Below are 16813 nucleotides of genomic sequence, written 5' to 3'. Positions count from 1 at the left end.
TTTCTATGAAATTTTTACAAAAATATGGTACAATATAATATGTATATTTATTTAAATTTTTAAGGAGAAAAAATGACAAATTTTATAGATGAAAAATATGATGTTGTTGTAATCGGTGCTGGACATGCCGGTTGTGAGGCGGGTCTTGCAAGTAGCAGACTTGGTCTTAAAACAGCGATTCTTACAATAAGTATGGATTCAGTTGCAGATATGCCCTGCAATCCAAATATAGGTGGTACAGGAAAGGGACATTTAGTTCGTGAAATCGACGCTCTTGGTGGAGAAATGGCGATTAATATCGACAAAACTTTTATCCAATCCAGAATGTTAAATACTTCGAAAGGTCCTGCCGTTCACAGTTTGCGTGTTCAGGCAGACAAAAAAATGTATCACACAGAGATGAAAAAAGTTTTGGAAAGCGAAAAAAATATAGACTTAATTCAAGCAGAGATTAAGGAAATCTTAACTGAAAACAATGAAATAACAGGAGTTTTGACTACTTCAAACGAGATTTTCCCTGCAAAAGCTGTTATAGTTTGTACGGGCACTTACTTAAAATCTATGATTTTAATGGGAGAAAATTGTTATGAAAGTGGTCCAAACAACTGGAAATGTTCGGCTTTTTTAAGCGAAAGTCTAAAGAATTTAGGTATTCCTCTTAGACGTTTCAAAACTGGAACTCCTGCCCGAGTGCATAGAGATAGTATCGACTATTCAAAAATGGATATTCAAAAAGGCGATGAAAATATAATTCCCTTTTCTTTTATGAATGAGGGAAAGGATATTGGAAATCATAAGGAAGATTGCTTTTTGACTTATACGACTTTGGAAACTAAAAAAATTATCGAGGATAATCTTCATAGAAGTCCAATGTATGCGGGTATTGTTAAGGGTGTCGGCCCTAGATATTGTCCGTCTATTGAGGACAAAATTGTTCGCTTTAACGAAAAAGATGAGCATCAAGTTTTTATTGAGCCTGAGGGCTTGGATACGGCCGAAATGTATGTTCAAGGGGTTAGCAGTACCCTACCTCTTGAGGTGCAAAAACAAATGTATAAGAGCATTTTAGGTCTTGAAAATGTTAAGATAATGCGTCCTGCTTATGGGATTGAGTACGATTGTATCGACCCTACTATCTTAAGAGCGACACTTGAACACAAAGACATTAAAAATCTTTTCTTTGCCGGACAAATAAATGGTAGCTCGGGATATGAAGAGGCGGGAAGTCAAGGTATCATTGCCGGAATAAATGCGTCTTTGAATATTTTAGGAAAAGAGCCTTTTATTCTTACAAGAAGTGATGCATATATCGGTGTTTTGATTGACGATTTGATTACAAAAGGAACTGATGAGCCTTACAGAATGATGACTTCACGAACTGAATACAGACTTTCTTTAAGACAAGACAATGCAGATTTAAGACTTACAGAAAAGAGTTTTAACATAGGTCTTGCTACTAAAGAACGTTTTGAAAAATGTATAAATAAAAAGAATTTAATCGAAAATGAAATCAAAAGATTAAAAGAAAATATCCTAACTCCAAAGGAAAATATCAATAACACTTTGGAATCCTTAGGAAGTATGAAACTAAAAACAGCTGTTAGTCTTTACGATTTAATCAAAAGACCTGAGCTTGACTACGAAATGATAAAAGACTTGGATACAACTCGTGAGCCTTTGGACAGAGAAATTAAAATGCAAGTCCAAACTATGATAAAATATGAGGGATATATCGAAAAACAAAGTCATCAAATTGAGGCTTTCAAAAAACTTGAAAACAAAAAACTTGAAAATATCGACTACAATTCCCTATCAGGTCTTAGAATCGAGGCTGTTCAAAAACTTTCAAAATTCAGACCCGAAACAGTTGGACAGGCAAGTAGAATTTCAGGAGTTAGCCCGGCAGATATAAATGTTTTGCTTATACATCTTGAAACCATGAGGAGAAAAAATGGATAATTTAAAAACTTTGACCCAAAAAGAGGATATAATTTTAAGTGATGAGGCTTTAGAAAAATTTGAAACTTACAGAAAGTTAATTGTTGAGTGGAATGAAAAAATAAATTTAACGGCAATAACTGACGAAGAATCGATGAATATAAAACATTTCTTAGATTGCCTATTGCTTACAAAAACGGGATTTTTTGAAGATGATAAAAAAGTTTTAGACGTTGGAACAGGAGCCGGTTTTCCCGCAATACCACTTAAACTTTATAACGAGAAATTAAATGTAACAATGCTTGACAGTTTGAATAAAAGAATCAAATTTTTAAATATTGTAATTGGTGATTTGAATTTAAAAAACATTTCTGCAATTCATGGACGTGCAGAAGAAGTTGGCAGACAAGAAGGCTATAGAGAAAATTTTGATATAGTTAGCTCAAGAGCGGTTGCATCTCTTTCTTTACTTTTAGAATTTACAATCCCGTTTTTAAAAGTTGGTGGACTTTTCCTTGCGATGAAAGGTCCGTCATATCTTGAAGAAGTTGAAAATTCTAAAAACGCATTAAAAAAATTAAATTGCAAATTGGAAAAAGTTTTGAATTTTAAAATTTCACAAAACGGAGAAACTTCTGAAAGAAATATTTTAATTATAAGAAAAATAGAAAAAACTTCTGAAAAATTCCCAAGGAATATGGGACAAATAAAGAAGAAAACTTTATAGAGGAGGTATTATGAGTAACGAAATAAAATCATATTTAGCAATGCTTATTCAATCTGTTTCTATAGGTTTTTCATTTTTATTCATAAATATAGCGTTAAAAAGTACAAATACCATAAATTTATTGGCTCATAGATTTACAGTAACATTAATCTGTATGATATTATTTATGCTTTTTAAAAAAGAAAGTTTGAAAATAAAAATGGAAGATTTAAAACGCATTGCCCCACTTAGTCTAGCGTTTCCGATTATATTTTTCTTAAACCAAACAGTCGGTTACACAATGGTTACTTCATCACAATCAGGAATAATCTATGCACTTACTCCGATTTTAACATTTATATTTGCAAAAATATTCATAAAAGAAGAAAACAATTTAAAACAATTTTTATTTATGATTCTTTCTATTTTAGGAATAGCCTTTATAAACTTAATGAAAGATTCAAACAGTGCGGATTTTAATTTACTTGGAAATATTATAATTTTAATTTCAGCAGGGGCATTTGGGATATATAATGTATTTGTTAGAAAAATATCAAGCAAATACTCCCCTATTCAAATAGCTTATGTAGTTAATTTATGTGGATTTGTGTTTTTTAATGTAGTTGCAGTTGGAGATGGAATAATGAATAAAAATTTGCATTTATTTTTTAACGGATTTACAAATGTAGAATTTTTGATTTCATTATTTTATCTTTCAGTCATAACTACATTTTTAACTATGATACTTGTAGCTTTTTCTCTTTCACATTTAGAGTCAACAACAGTTTCTCTATTTCAAAATGTAACAACGGTTGTAAATATATTAGTTGGAGTTTTTATCTTTGGAGATTTGCTAACAATTTATGATCACATAGGAATAATTGCAGTACTAATTGGTACAATAGGATTCAATCTTGCAAGAAATAAGGGTAATAGTTTAAAATCGTAAAAAATTAGACTTATTTTAAATTTTATATGTTTTTGATGTAATTATATGAATTAATGAAAAATATTTAAAAAACGAGGGTGTTTTTGCCCTCGTTTTTTTGTGTAATTTTATTTTTTTATTAAAATTTTATTTTTAATTACTTATCAAATTCCAATAGAAAAAGACGGTGTAAAAACCGTCTTTCAATTCATAGTTATTTTTTAATTACTTTATAATTCTTGTAGCTCCACAGAATGTATTTCCAAAGTAACTTCCAAAAAGATTACTTACGATAACACCTGTTCCAGGACTTGATGCGTGAACGAATTTATTGTTTCCAATATAGATTCCAACGTGTCCAACACTATCTCCACCATTGTTAAAGAATACTAAATCACCTTTTCTCAATTCTGATGCTGAAATTCTAGTACCGTCATTAATTTGAGTATATGATGTTCTACTTAAATTAATTCCAACTTGTTTGTAAGCATAATATACTAAACCTGAACAGTCAAATCCAACATTTGGATTAGCACTTGCCCAAACATAAGGCTTTCCAACTTGTGCTAAAGCAATATCTACAACTGTTTCAATATCAGCGCTATAAGATTTATTTTCTTGTTTTGGCGCTGGAGTTTTATTTTCTTCTACCTTTGGAGTTTCAGCTTTTTCTTCTACCTTTGGTTGTTCAACAACCGGTTTAGTTTCAGAAAGATATGATTTTATAACATAAGCAGTTTGTCCGTTAAATTCAAATTCTACCCAGTCTCCTTTATCAATACCGTTGACTTTTTCACCTTTTGATAAAAGTCCAAGTTTGTTTGAAGTTGCTGATTGTTCAGCTCTAACGTTTAAAGTTTCTGTCGCATAAAGACTTACTTTTTTAACAGGAGCTTGTTTAGGTTCTTCCGCTTTCTTTTCTTCCACCTTTGGAGTTTCAGCTTTTTCTTTCTCTTTCTTTTCTTCAGGTTTTTCTTCAGGTTTTACTTCAGTTTCTTTCTTTTCAGGCTCAACTTTTTCTTTAGTTAATACTGAAACGTCTATAACCCCAACTTTTCCATCAACAGAAACAGTTGCCTTTTTATCCCCACTCATTTCAACCTTAACAACAGCACCTTTTTCAATCTTTGCTATTGGTGTTTCTGTTTCGGCTAAAACAGGTTTTAATTCAACATCTTCTTTTATGTAAAAAGAATTTTCTTCTAATTCCGGCATTATAGTATCTTCTTCAGTAACTAATGAATATATATCATTTCTATTTGATAATTTTTGTAATCCTAAAACAGAAGGAGCCGTAACAAAATTTTCTGATTTATTACTTATCGAATTGTTTATTTCTTCAATACTTGTACTATGAATTTTAACTTCAACCTTTTCCATTTCATCTGCATAAGAATTTGCTACCGGTAAAGCAGTACAAACTAATGCACATAACATAGATGTTGTTAACACTTTTTTTAGTTTCATAATTACCTCCTAACTTATAGACTTATTTTACAACAAGCATTGAAAAAAGTCAACAAAAAGTTACAAAAAAATTACAAAAAGTTACAAATCGGTTACAAAAATTGTTTTTTGTTGTTTTTAATGTTTCACGTGAAACAATTTAAAGAATTTAATTTCTATTTTTTATTCAATCATTTAATGACGTTTTTAATCAAGTGCTATCACAAGAATATTATTCATAAAAAACAAAACCGAATGTTTCACGTGAAACATTTTATAAATTTTTATTTGGATTTAAACTTTTTAAAAGAAAATATGGTATAATTAATATAGCTTTAAGTATATAAAGGTATATTAATTATAAAAGGAAGATATTATGAAAATTTTTGATGCTTTTAAAAAGAAAAAAGAAATGAGAATAATCTCTGTCTTTAATCAAAAGGGTGGTGTAGGAAAAACTACAACCGTTGTAAATTTAGCATCGGCTTTGGGTTTTAACAAGAAAAAAGTTCTGGTTGTAGATATGGACCCTCAAGGCAATTCAACTTCAGGCTTAGGTGTTGAAGATGTTAATGCTACTGTTTATGACGTTCTAACCGGAGAAAAAGACATAAATGAAATTATTTATAAGACAAAATCTGAAAATGTTGACTTAATTCCTTCAAATTCAGACCTTTGTGGTCTTGAAATTGAGCTTTTAAGTGCTGATAAGAAAGAATTTTTATTAAAAAGTGAATTAGAAAAAATTCCTCAAAATTATGATTATGTTCTGATAGATTGTCCTCCGTCTTTAAGTATTTTAAGTATAAATTCTTTAGTTGCATCTCAAAGTGTGCTTATTCCAATTCAATGTGAATATTATGCACTTGAGGGAGTTAGCCAGCTTATGAATACTATTAATATAATAAGGAAAGGTTTAAATCCTGAACTTGAAATTGAGGGAGTTCTCCTTACAATGTACGACTCAAGAAATAATCTATCTGACGATGTTAAGGTCGAAACGGAAAATTATTTCAAAGATAAATTATTTAAGACTGTTATTCCTAGAAATATTCGTCTTGCTGAGGCGCCAAGTTTTGGAGAAAGTATAATCTATTATGATAAAAATTCTAAAGGGGCTGAAAGTTACCTATCTTTAGCTAAGGAATTAATTAAAAATAGGAGGAAGTGATGAAGAAAAAAGGATTAGGTAGAGGTCTTGGCTCTCTTTTAAGAGAAGAAGACTTTATTACTGATGAAAATTTATTAACTGTTGATTTGGATAAACTTGTAGCAAGAGAAGACCAGCCTAGAAAAAACTTTGATGACGACAGTTTAAAAGAGTTGGCAGACTCAATCAAAGCGGACGGAGTTATCCAACCGATAGTTGTTAGAAAAGTTGGAGCTAAATACGAAATAATAGCAGGGGAACGTAGATTTAGAGCCTCAAAACTTGCAGGTCTTGAAAAAGTACCTGTGGTTGTAAAAAATGTTGATGATAGAAAGGCAAGAGAACTTGCATTAGTCGAAAATATACAAAGAGAGGACTTAAATCCTATTGAGGAGGCAATTTCCCTAAAAACTCTAATGGAGGAATATAAACTTACTCAACAAGAATTATCCGAAATAATTGGAAAGAGCAGGTCATATATTGCAAACAATTTAAGACTTTTAAATCTATCCGACTATATAAAAGAATATTTAATTCGTGGAGAGTTAAGCTCCAGCCAGGCAAGAACTTTACTTTCTTTAGAAAATGAAGATGAAAGAAAGAAATATCTTGAAAAATTATTAGTTAAGGAAGTAAATATTAGAGATGTTGAGAAAAAGGCAAAACAAACTAGAAATAAAAGCGAAGATATTTTTGTAAAAGATATTTGCGAGAGATTAACTGAAGTTTTGGACGCGAAGGTTAAAATTCACGCTAAGAAAAAAGGTGGAAAAATAGAAATTGACTATCTAAATGAGGCAGATTTGCAAAGAATAATTGACAGTTTGATGAATATTTACGATTTGGAGGATTAATATGATTTATGTAGATAATGGAGCTACTACTTTTCCTAAGCCTAAAGTAGTAACTGACAAAATTATGGAATGTTCTTTATATTACGCAGGAAATCCCGGTCGTAGTGGGCATAAACTTGCTATGAAAATGGATTTAGAAATATACGAAACTAGAGAAAAAATTTGTAAACTTATAAACGGAACTGAGCCACTTAATGTAATCTTTACTTTTAACGGTACGGACAGTCTTAATTTGGCGATAAAGGGGGTTTTAGAAAAGGGCGACCATGTGATTACAACTTCTATGGAGCATAATTCCGTTTTAAGACCTCTTAATCAGCTAAAAAAAGACGGTATAATCGATTTAAGCATTGTATATGCAGATGAGCATGGCTATGTGGATACACAAAAAATCTTTGATGCCGTTAAGTCAAATACAAAATTAATCGTAACAACTCATATGTCCAATGTTTTTGGAACTATTGTAGATATAAAGAGCATTGGTGCTTTTTGTAGAGAAAAAAATATAATTTATCTTGTAGATTCTGCACAATCTATCGGAGTTTTGGATATTGACGTTCAAGATATGAATATAGACTTGCTTGCTTTTCCGGGACATAAAGCCTTATTCGGTTCAATGGGAACGGGTGCTCTATATATAAAAGAAGGAATTAAAGTAAGATCATTAAAACAAGGTGGAACGGGTAGCTATTCACATAGTATCGACCAACCTGAATTGTACCCTGACAGCTTAGAAAGTGGAACTCCTAACGGTCTTGGAATCGTGGCTCTAGGCAAGGGAATTGACTTTATAAACGAAGTTGGGCTTGAAAATATCAGAAATCACGAGATAAGTTTAAAAAATCATTTTATAGAATTGTTAAAAGATAATGAGGATATTATTTTGTATGGAACTTTAGACGACAGACAAGGTGCCGTTGTCAGCTTAAATATAAAAGATATGGACAGCTCTGAGGTTTCCTACATTTTAAATAATGAATTCGACATTTATACAAGACCGGGTTTTCATTGTGCACCACTTGCACATAAAAGCCTTGGAACTGAAGAATTAGGTGCAGTCCGTTTTAGTTTTGGGTATTTTAATACCATTGAAGAAATTGAAACTTGTGTAAATGCTTTAATTAGTATAATAGAAAGGAATAAAAAATAGTGAATGCAATATTAGAATTTTTAAATTCATATTCAGGCATATTTTTAATATTAGTGTTATTTGTCCTTATATTTATAGCATATACATTCAACCAAATTAATAAAAAATTAAGTTTGCAAAAGAAAAAATACGATATGCTTTTAAGAGGACGTGGTGATTTGAATATGGGAGAATTGGTTCAAGCACATTCTTCAGATATTTTTGAGCTTAGCAAAAAAGTTGATGAGTTCAAGTCTGAAATTGAACTTGCAAAGAACAAATCAGCCTTTTCAATCCAAAAAATCGGATTTGTAAAATATGATGCTTTTTATGATTTAAAAAATAAACTATCTTACTCAATCGCTATGTTGGACAGCTTTAATAACGGACTATTGCTAACTACAATTTACGGAAGAGAAAGTTGTATAACTTACGCAAAAGAAGTAAAGGCAGGCTCTGTTACTCAAGAGTTGTCAAAAGAAGAACAAACAGCACTAAGGACGGCTTTAGAAAGAAAATGAGAAAGTTAATGTTTATTTTAAATCCGAACGCCTCAGGTTTTAAAAAATTTGATTTTAAAGAGGGTATCGAAGAGTATCTTAGGGGTAAAAAATTAAATTTTGAATATGAAATCAAATGCACTTCAAAAGAGGGAGATTCCGTTTTAATAGCAGAAAATGCCGTCAAAGACGGTTTTACAGAATTAATTGCAGTGGGTGGCGACGGAACGATAAATGAAGTTGGAAATGTGGTTGTAAAAAACAATCTTAAACTTGGTGTAATCCCTGCAGGTACGGGAAATGACTATATGAACAGTTTAGGCGAAACTTGTAATTTTATAATCTGTATGGAAAGAATCATAAAGGGTGAAACAAGATTTGTCGATTATGGAGAATTTTTAGGCAAGTCGTTTTTCAACATTGCATCTGTCGGTTTTGATGCAGAAGTTAATGATTGTGCTTTAAAAGTCAAAAAATTTATAAAAAGTGGTCTTTCTTACAAAATTGCAATAGTTTTGGCTCTTTTCAAACACAAGAGAAAGAGATACAGAATAATCGTTGATGATGTAGAATATGAAGACGACTATTTTCTAATAGCTATTGGGATTGGTAGCAAATACGGTGGAAAGATAAATATATTGCCTTTGGCCGATATGTATGACGGACTTCTTGATATATGTGCTATCAAATATAAGTCAAAATTTGATATAATAAAGAAGATAAAAACAATTGTAAATGCAACTCATGTTAAGGAGGACATTACCTCATATTTCAAGGCTAAGAAAATCAAAATTTTCTCAGAAAATATTGAAATAAACTTTGACGGAGAGTATATGACGGGAATTAATGAGGTTGAATTTGCAATAAGTGATAAAAAAATTGAAGTTATAATGTAGGAGGAAATTATGGATATTTTTAAAGAATTAGTTGGAAAAATCGAAGGAACAAACAAAAAAATTGTTTTTCCGGAAGGAGAAGATGCAAGAGTTTTAGGAGCCTGTGTTAGATTAAAAAAAGACGGACTTATAACTCCGATAGTGTTGGGAAATGTTGAAGAAGTTAAAAAAACTGCCGAAAAATTAAATGTTTCTATTGATGATATAGAAATTATCGACCCATTAAAAGCAAGTGATTTTGACGAAATGGTTGATAAATTCGTAGAGTTAAGAAAAGGAAAGAACACAAAAGAACAAGCCGTTGAATTTATAAAAGACGTAAATTACTACGGAACAATGTTAGTACAACTTGGAAAAGCTGACGGAATGGTTAGTGGTGCAATTCACTCAACAGGAGATACAGTAAGACCTGCTTTACAAATCGTAAAAACTAAACCAAATGTTTCAAGAACAAGTGGAGCAATGGTTATGCTTGGAAAAAATGGAGAAAGATATGTATTCGCCGACATAGCGATAAATATTACATTAGAGGCTAGACAATTAGCTGAAATAGCTGTTGAAACTGCAAAAACTGCCGAAATTTTTGGAATCGACCCAAAAGTTGCGATGCTTAGTTTCTCAACAAAAGGCTCTGCAAAACACGAATTCTCTGAAAAAGTTGCAGAGGCTACAAAAATAGCAAAAGAATTAGCTCCTGAATTAGCATTGGACGGAGAACTACAATTTGATGCAAGTATAGTTCCATCAGTTGCAGAACAAAAAGCAAAAGGTTCAAAAGTTGCAGGATATGCAAATGTATTTATCTTCCCGGATTTACAATCAGGAAACATAGGATACAAAATTGCACAAAGACTTGGTGGATTTGAGGCAATAGGCCCAATCTTACAAGGACTTAACAAACCAATCTCAGACCTTTCAAGAGGCTGTAACGAAGAAGATGTTTACAAACTTGCAATAATAACAGCAGCTCAAAGTTTATAGGAAAAACAAAAAAGTAGGAAATTCCTACTTTTTTTATAGAATAAATTTTATCGTTAAACAACAAGGTTTCCTTAGTATATAACTGATGCAAAACATCACTTAAAGGTACAGCTACTACTATTTTGTAGCTAAAGTTAAGCAAAGTGCTACAAAGTGAAATATTATTTTTAAAATACTTGATTTTATTTTGTTTTTGATGTATAATGCTTTAAGATAATTTAATAGAAGATAGAGGAGCGAAACTTATCAGTAGCTGATTAAATGGATTAAAGCGTCCACAGTGAAAGGAATTTTCGCCGAAGTGTATGGCTTGCTTTAGGGTCATATTGCTGGGCGTTCACAGAATATGTGTTCGACTGTCACGATTTTTATTGTGTTGGGCTATCATTGGAGTATGTATTTTACACCTCGAATGTCCTTCGAGGTGTTTTTTTATCCTATGAATTGAATCCTCTATGAACAAATTATCAAAATATTTTTAGGAGGGTTCAATATGAACAGAAAAAATTTAATTTTTATTTCTTCGGCTGTTCTAATTTTTGTTTTTGTATATGTTTTTGAAACTCAAATTAGAGAGCTTGTAAATGCAAATGGAATTATCACGATAGTTCCACCACTTTTAGCTATTGTTTTAGCTTTTATCACAAAGAATGTAGTCGTTTCCCTATTTTTAGGTATTTTATTCGGCTCATTAATTTTACAAATCAGGTCGGGTATGAGCTTTTTGCCAAGTCTTGTTTTTGCTTTTATGGATTTAATCTCACGTTGTTTAAACTCTTTAGCTGACCCTTGGAATGCAGGAATAATCTTGCAAGTTTTATGTATCGGTGGAGTTATAAACTTGGTTGGGAAAATGGGTGGTGCAAAAGCAGTTGCCGAATCTCTTTCAAAAAAGGCAAAATCCTCAAAAGGAGCTCAAATCATTTCCATACTTTTAGGAATTTTAGTTTTCTTTGATGACTATGCCAACTCTCTAATCGTAGGTCCTATTATGCGACCGGTTTATGATAAAATAAAAATTTCAAGAGAAAAACTTGCTTTTGTTATCGATGCAACTGCTGCTCCAATCGCAGGTCTTGCAATCATTTCAACTTGGATTGGTCTTGAAGTTGGACTTATTCACGATGCTTTTAATGGTCTTAATATTGAAGTGGATTCCTTTGGTATATTTTTAAGCACAATTCCTTACAGATTTTACAATATTTTAATTTTGATTTTTATCGTTGCCAGCGCTTTAATGGTTAGAGAGTTTGGTGCTATGAGAAAAGTTGAATATATAGCAAGAAGAAAAGGCAACGGAAAAACAACTACAAACAGCGAGCAAATGAATGATTTAAAACCTAAAGACGGAATAAAACTTAGCATCTGGAATGCTATTATCCCAATCGGGGTGCTTATCATAAGCTCACTTATGGCTTTTTATTACAGTGGATATTCAACAATTTTGGCTGGAGAAAATAAGGAATTAATCGTGGACTTAACTACAAATCCATTCTCTTTTAGCTCAATTAGAGAATGTTTTTCATCAGCTGACGCCTCAAACGCTCTTTTCCAATCATCAGTATTTTCATCAATAGTTGCCATTTTCTTAGCTAAGGTTAAAAATATTTACACTCTATCCGAGTCGATTGATGAGTGGATAAATGGAATGAAAACATTGATAATTACAGGAGTTATCCTTGTTTTAGCTTGGTCTTTAAGTTCTGTAATAAAAGAAGTTGGAACGGCAAAATTCTTGATAAGTTATCTTTCAGGAGCCTTACCGAAATTCATATTGCCAAGCATAATATTTATTTTAGGCTCAATCATATCTTTTTCAACGGGAACCGCCTTTGGTACAATGGGAATTTTGATGCCACTTGCAATACCTCTTGCACATTCAATTTCCCCTGATATGAACTATATAATAGTTTCAACTTCAGCAGTTTTAACCGGAGCGATATTCGGCGACCACTGTTCTCCAATATCCGACACTACGATTTTATCCTCAATGGGAGCAAGTTGCAATCATATCGACCATGTAAAGACACAAATGCCTTATGCGATTTATATTGCAATAATAACTATTTTATGTGGATATATCCCTGCTGGTTTCGGATTACCTTTGTATGTAATACTACCCGTTGCAATATTTGTTGTAGTTGCAGGACTTAGAATTATAGGAAAGAGAACTGACATAGATGATACAAAATTCGAAGAAAAATTAAGAAAAGAAGGATTTGAAATTTAGGTGATAAGTTTAACTTATCGCCTTTTTTGTATATTAAGATTTTTTTAATTACATTACAAATTTACATTAATTTACTCATATATGATATTAAATACAGTTTTACTATCATTGTGTAAAAGTGTATTTATTTCATCATATTCACCATTTAAAGATTATCTAAATTGGAAATGTGATATAACTAATATAATTTTATGGTTATTGTATAAAATTATATTAGTTTCATCATATTTACTTTATAACTAATATGAATGGAAATATGATATAATATTACAAAGGAGTGATTTTGTGAAGATTTTAATTGTTGAAGATGATGAGAATATTTTTGAAATGCTAAAAAGGGAGCTTTTGCTTTGGAATTATGAAGTTTGTGGTATTTCAAATTTTAATAAAATAGTTGAAGAATTTTTGGACTGCCAGCCACATTTGGTTTTAATGGACATTATGTTGCCATACAATAATGGCTATTTTTGGTGCGAAGAAATTCGTAAGCTTTCCAATGTTCCGATTATTTTCATTTCTTCAAAGAGCGAGAATATCGACATTGTTATGGGTATTCAATTCGGCGCTGACGACTATATCACAAAACCTATCGACTTGAATGTTACTTTGGCAAAGATTAAGGCGATTCTTAGAAGAAGTTACGACTTCACAAAAGACATTGATTTTTTAAACTTTGGCGAAGTTTATCTATATCTTGACAAAAACAAAATAAAATTTAAAGAAAAAGAAATTTCATTGACAAATACAGAAAAATTAATCTTGGAAACTCTTTTTAAAGCCAAAGGCTCTATTGCATCGAGGGAGTCCATTATGGAAAAATGTTGGCATGGAGATGATTATATAGACGACAACACTTTGGCGGTTAATATAACAAGACTTAGAAAGAAGTTTTTTGATATTGAGTTGAAAGATTTTATCCAAACTAAAAAAGGAAGTGGATATTATCTAAATTTTAAGGAGTAAAAAATGGATAAATTGAAAAAATATTTTGTAAAAGTTTTACCCGTAACTGTTGCTACAATCCTAATATTATCTATTTTTTTGATTGTTTTTTTACTTTTAAATATAGACCTGCAAGGCTATTTTTTAGCCTTTGACATTATTGTTTTCTTCTATTTCATCTACTTAATATTTATGGTATTTTTACACAATCGAGAAGAAAATTTAAAACAGCAAATAAAATATTTGGAAAAGAAAAATTTAAGCCTTAGAAATGAATTTTTAGCAAAAGAAAAAGAATTACAGGAATATTTTTTAATCTGGATTCATCAGATAAAGACTCCGATAACTGCCGGGAAACTCATTTGTGATAGCGACGTAGAAAACGAAAATGCTAAAAATGTAAAAAAAGAATTAATCTACATTGAGGATTATACAAATATGGCTTTAAGCTATCTAAAAATGATGAATCACAATACGGATATGGATATTTCTTTTGTAAATTTAGACGATATAATAAGTCCGTTAATCAAAAAATATGCGATTCTTTTCATTTCAAACAATATAAAGCTGGAATACAAAAAGCTGAATACAAGAGTAATTACAGACAGCAAATGGTGTATGGTGGTAATCGAGCAACTTATATCAAATGCAATAAAATACAGTAAAAACGGAGTTGTTTCAATAACTTTTAACAAAGACGAAAATTACCTTGAAATAAAGGACAACGGAATCGGGATAAAAGAATCCGACCTTCCAAAAATTTTTGACAAAGGATATTCAGGCTTTAACGGACGACAAAACCAAAAATCAACCGGAATCGGTCTGTTTTTAGTAAAACAAATCTTGGAAAAACTTGGACAGAAAATACTATTAGAATCAAAAATAGGCGAAGGAACGACTGTAAAAGTCTATTTCAATATGGATTAGGAGAGAATTTTAAACAAATGAAAATCAAAAGGATTGATAACTATACAAACGAATTATTCTCACAAATTGTTTTAAATCAGAGAGGTGCTTTTTTAGTTGATGAAAAGCCTTATGAGGTAGAAATTATTTCAAATGATAGCGCTATTGTTAGAGGTAAAAATAGTAATTTTTTTGAAAAAATTATTGAAGAATTTAGGTACTATTCACCTCATATAACTAATTTTTTTGATGAAGAAAACAAAAAAATTTGTTCCTTTGAAAAAGAAAATATTTTAAAATTGAAAATAAATACAATTCAGCCATCTCAATTTTATGTAGATAAAGACAAAGTCAATGCACTTGAAAATTTTATAAAAAAGTCGGAAGATATTGTAATTCAAGTCGTGAATTACAATGACGAATATGTATGTGTTGACGGACATACAAGGCTTTTTATGGCTATGCTAAAAAATTTTAAAAATGTTTATGCAATAGAAACAGATTTTGACAAGGATACTGCCTACTTTGTTTCTCAAGCAAAAAACAAAAATATTTTTACAATAAAAGATTTAAAACTTGTATCTCATAGTGATTATAAAAAATTGTGGATTGATTTTTGTGATAGCTATTTTAATATAGATTAGGAGAATTTTATGTTTTATGTATATATAATTTCTAATAATTTTAGAAATGTTTTGTATATTGGTGTCACAAGAAATATTGAAAGAAGATTATATGAACATAAAAACAAATTAATTGATGGCTTTTCTAAAAAATATAATTTGAATGTATTACTTTTTTATGAAACTACAGAATATGCTTTAGATGCAATCGCTCGAGAAAAACAGTTGAAGAAGTGGAATAGAGATAAAAAATTTGTCTTGATTAAATCTGTAAATCCTAAATTAAGAGATTTATCAGAAGATTGGTGATTCTTATACGAATCCTTTACAGGACTTACAATTATTTGTAAACAAATAATTGTAATGAGATCTCTCCGCTTCATTCGTTTCACTCATTTCGGTCGAGATGACGTGGTCAGGAAAATTTCTTTACAAAGTGCTATGACGTGAAATATTTAATTTTCAATGCAACTTTTAAATAATATTTGAGACTTCTTTACTTTTAACGTCTAGATATTAAACGAAGTTTTCTCCTTATACGTCATTTCGACCGGAGTGTAACGGAGTGGAGAAATCTCATACTTTTGCTTTAGCAAAAGTAAATGTATCATAGATACATTTAGAAATTTTAATTTTTATTTCTTTTATAAATACTATTGATTGCAAACAAGCAATAGTTGAGATTTCTCCACTTCACTTCACTATGTTCCGTTTCGGTCGAAATGACGTGTTGGGATAATTTATTTGCAAAGAACTTTGACGTGAATTTTTTGTTTTCTATGCAATTTTAAAAAATTTTTGAAGTTTATTTACTAATTAGGAGATTTTTATGTTTTACAATGAAATATTCGATAAAAATATTTTTAATTCTAAACTTGCAATTGCATATGGTTTTTCAAAGGTTGGAGATTATTATATTTTACAATCAGATATTGATGTAGAAAATTTTAATGTGATTGTTAAAATAGGCAAGGACTCTTTTGAGGTAAATGTTATTGAATTACCTTTTAATGAAGAATATATTTTATTCAATGTTTTAGACAGCAAGGGTAAATTCGTTTCACAAATTAGAAAAAAAGTTAATGAACTTATTGAGGATATTGTAAAAAGCTGTTTTACATCTTTGGATTATAGAAAAATATTACTAAACTATGTAAGGGAAAAATACGGAACAATTCCTGAAGAACCTTGGGAAGATAATAATCATGCGACGATAAAGACTTCGAATAGTAAAAAATGGTATGGAATTTTTATGTCCATTCCTTATAAGACTTTGGGACTTGATAAAAGTGGAAAGATTGATGTTTTAAATGTAAAACTTAATCCGGAACTTATAGAAAGTCTGATTGATAAAAAGCATTTTTTCCCTGCCTACCATATGAATAAAAAATACTGGATTTCAATTGTTTTGGATTCAGATGTTGATTTAAATTTAGTCAAGAGCTTAATCGACGAGAGTTTTAACTTAGTTGAAAAATAGTCTAATACTAACCTTGTCGTTAGAACTGTTTTTATCCCCAACATTTCAATAACCTTACAAAATTGTAAGGTTATTTTTATTTTTGTAATGTTAGATAAAGGTTT

16 protein-coding genes and 1 riboswitch are annotated in these 16813 nt (G+C 30.5%); of the genes, 15 read left to right on the top strand and 1 reads right to left on the bottom strand.

Features of this window, described 5'->3' with window-relative positions; all coding sequences use genetic code 11:
- The first annotated feature begins 72 nt into the window (after window positions 1-72).
- The 3 genes from mnmG to IBJ83_RS00360 are packed head-to-tail and all read left to right on the top strand — an operon-like array spanning window position 73 to window position 3593.
- Complete coding sequence (gene mnmG / locus IBJ83_RS00370; protein WP_201274898.1) at window positions 73-1959, top strand: tRNA uridine-5-carboxymethylaminomethyl(34) synthesis enzyme MnmG; 1887 nt, start codon at window positions 73-75, stop codon at window positions 1957-1959.
- On the top strand, window positions 1952-2665 hold the full coding sequence (gene rsmG, locus IBJ83_RS00365; RefSeq protein WP_201274897.1) for a 16S rRNA (guanine(527)-N(7))-methyltransferase RsmG: 714 nt from the start codon (window positions 1952-1954) through the stop codon (window positions 2663-2665). The genes mnmG and rsmG overlap by 8 nt, the downstream gene beginning before the upstream one ends.
- Before the next feature lie 10 nt (window positions 2666-2675).
- Complete coding sequence (locus tag IBJ83_RS00360; RefSeq protein WP_201274896.1) at window positions 2676-3593, top strand: DMT family transporter; 918 nt, start codon at window positions 2676-2678, stop codon at window positions 3591-3593.
- Between the two features lie 204 nt (window positions 3594-3797).
- Here IBJ83_RS00360 and IBJ83_RS00355 read toward each other — a convergent pair whose 3' ends face one another.
- On the bottom strand, window positions 3798-5039 hold the full coding sequence (locus IBJ83_RS00355; protein WP_201274895.1) for a C40 family peptidase: 1242 nt from the start codon (window positions 5037-5039) through the stop codon (window positions 3798-3800).
- Window positions 5040-5394: 355 nt separating this feature from the next.
- Between IBJ83_RS00355 and IBJ83_RS00350 the strand changes: the two genes are divergently transcribed.
- The 12 genes from IBJ83_RS00350 to IBJ83_RS00295 all read left to right on the top strand — a co-directional run bounded on the left by IBJ83_RS00350 (window position 5395) and on the right by IBJ83_RS00295 (window position 16709).
- Entirely contained in the window at window positions 5395-6189 is a 795-nt protein-coding gene (locus IBJ83_RS00350) for a ParA family protein (RefSeq protein ID WP_201274894.1), read from the top strand.
- Window positions 6189-7022, top strand: coding sequence for a ParB/RepB/Spo0J family partition protein (locus IBJ83_RS00345; RefSeq protein WP_201274893.1), 834 nt, complete (start codon window positions 6189-6191; stop codon window positions 7020-7022). The genes IBJ83_RS00350 and IBJ83_RS00345 overlap by 1 nt, the downstream gene beginning before the upstream one ends.
- Before the next feature lies 1 nt (window position 7023).
- Window positions 7024-8172, top strand: a complete 1149-nt coding sequence (locus tag IBJ83_RS00340) for an aminotransferase class V-fold PLP-dependent enzyme (RefSeq protein WP_201274892.1) — start codon at window positions 7024-7026, stop codon at window positions 8170-8172.
- On the top strand, window positions 8172-8672 hold the full coding sequence (locus tag IBJ83_RS00335) for a DUF4446 family protein (RefSeq protein ID WP_201274891.1): 501 nt from the start codon (window positions 8172-8174) through the stop codon (window positions 8670-8672). Before IBJ83_RS00340 ends, IBJ83_RS00335 begins: the two co-directional genes overlap by 1 nt.
- Window positions 8669-9547, top strand: a complete 879-nt coding sequence (locus IBJ83_RS00330) for a diacylglycerol/lipid kinase family protein (protein WP_201274890.1) — start codon at window positions 8669-8671, stop codon at window positions 9545-9547. The genes IBJ83_RS00335 and IBJ83_RS00330 overlap by 4 nt, the downstream gene beginning before the upstream one ends.
- Before the next feature lie 9 nt (window positions 9548-9556).
- The gene (gene pta, locus IBJ83_RS00325; protein WP_201274889.1) at window positions 9557-10528 is read left to right on the top strand and encodes a phosphate acetyltransferase; all 972 of its coding nucleotides are present in this window, start codon (window positions 9557-9559) and stop codon (window positions 10526-10528) included.
- Window positions 10529-10749: 221 nt separating this feature from the next.
- A riboswitch (Lysine riboswitch) is annotated at window positions 10750-10920 on the top strand.
- Between the two features lie 101 nt (window positions 10921-11021).
- Complete coding sequence (locus IBJ83_RS00320; RefSeq protein WP_201274888.1) at window positions 11022-12758, top strand: Na+/H+ antiporter NhaC family protein; 1737 nt, start codon at window positions 11022-11024, stop codon at window positions 12756-12758.
- Window positions 12759-13043: 285 nt separating this feature from the next.
- Window positions 13044-13721, top strand: a complete 678-nt coding sequence (locus IBJ83_RS00315; protein ID WP_068473343.1) for a response regulator transcription factor — start codon at window positions 13044-13046, stop codon at window positions 13719-13721.
- 3 nt (window positions 13722-13724) lie between these two features.
- Window positions 13725-14627, top strand: a complete 903-nt coding sequence (locus IBJ83_RS00310; protein ID WP_201274887.1) for a sensor histidine kinase — start codon at window positions 13725-13727, stop codon at window positions 14625-14627.
- 17 nt (window positions 14628-14644) lie between these two features.
- On the top strand, window positions 14645-15250 hold the full coding sequence (locus IBJ83_RS00305) for a hypothetical protein (protein ID WP_201274886.1): 606 nt from the start codon (window positions 14645-14647) through the stop codon (window positions 15248-15250).
- A 9-nt stretch (window positions 15251-15259) separates the two neighbouring features.
- Complete coding sequence (locus IBJ83_RS00300) at window positions 15260-15538, top strand: GIY-YIG nuclease family protein (protein ID WP_201274885.1); 279 nt, start codon at window positions 15260-15262, stop codon at window positions 15536-15538.
- 520 nt (window positions 15539-16058) lie between these two features.
- Window positions 16059-16709 (top strand): MmcQ/YjbR family DNA-binding protein, encoded by a 651-nt coding sequence (locus tag IBJ83_RS00295; protein WP_068473337.1) that lies wholly within the window; start codon window positions 16059-16061, stop codon window positions 16707-16709.
- The last annotated feature ends 104 nt before the right edge of the window (window positions 16710-16813 follow it).

It is taken from the genome of Parvimonas parva (assembly GCF_016552165.1).
Taxonomy (GTDB): domain Bacteria; phylum Bacillota; class Clostridia; order Tissierellales; family Peptoniphilaceae; genus Parvimonas; species Parvimonas parva.
The sequence above is the reverse complement of the archived record's forward strand: the minus strand, read 5'-3'. Positions and strand labels throughout refer to the sequence as shown.

Bases quoted from the DNA above. Each gene is read 5' to 3' on its own strand.
- mnmG (WP_201274898.1), top strand. From the start codon at position 73: ATGACAAATTTTATAGATGAAAAATATGATGTTGTTGTAATCGGTGCT.
- rsmG (WP_201274897.1), top strand. From the start codon at position 1,952: ATGGATAATTTAAAAACTTTGACCCAAAAAGAGGATATAATTTTAAGT.
- IBJ83_RS00360 (WP_201274896.1), top strand. From the start codon at position 2,676: ATGAGTAACGAAATAAAATCATATTTAGCAATGCTTATTCAATCTGTT.
- IBJ83_RS00355 (WP_201274895.1), bottom strand. From the start codon at position 5,039: ATGAAACTAAAAAAAGTGTTAACAACATCTATGTTATGTGCATTAGTT.
- IBJ83_RS00350 (WP_201274894.1), top strand. From the start codon at position 5,395: ATGAAAATTTTTGATGCTTTTAAAAAGAAAAAAGAAATGAGAATAATC.
- IBJ83_RS00345 (WP_201274893.1), top strand. From the start codon at position 6,189: ATGAAGAAAAAAGGATTAGGTAGAGGTCTTGGCTCTCTTTTAAGAGAA.
- IBJ83_RS00340 (WP_201274892.1), top strand. From the start codon at position 7,024: ATGATTTATGTAGATAATGGAGCTACTACTTTTCCTAAGCCTAAAGTA.
- IBJ83_RS00330 (WP_201274890.1), top strand. From the start codon at position 8,669: ATGAGAAAGTTAATGTTTATTTTAAATCCGAACGCCTCAGGTTTTAAA.
- pta (WP_201274889.1), top strand. From the start codon at position 9,557: ATGGATATTTTTAAAGAATTAGTTGGAAAAATCGAAGGAACAAACAAA.
- IBJ83_RS00320 (WP_201274888.1), top strand. From the start codon at position 11,022: ATGAACAGAAAAAATTTAATTTTTATTTCTTCGGCTGTTCTAATTTTT.
- IBJ83_RS00310 (WP_201274887.1), top strand. From the start codon at position 13,725: ATGGATAAATTGAAAAAATATTTTGTAAAAGTTTTACCCGTAACTGTT.
- IBJ83_RS00305 (WP_201274886.1), top strand. From the start codon at position 14,645: ATGAAAATCAAAAGGATTGATAACTATACAAACGAATTATTCTCACAA.
- IBJ83_RS00300 (WP_201274885.1), top strand. From the start codon at position 15,260: ATGTTTTATGTATATATAATTTCTAATAATTTTAGAAATGTTTTGTAT.
- IBJ83_RS00295 (WP_068473337.1), top strand. From the start codon at position 16,059: ATGTTTTACAATGAAATATTCGATAAAAATATTTTTAATTCTAAACTT.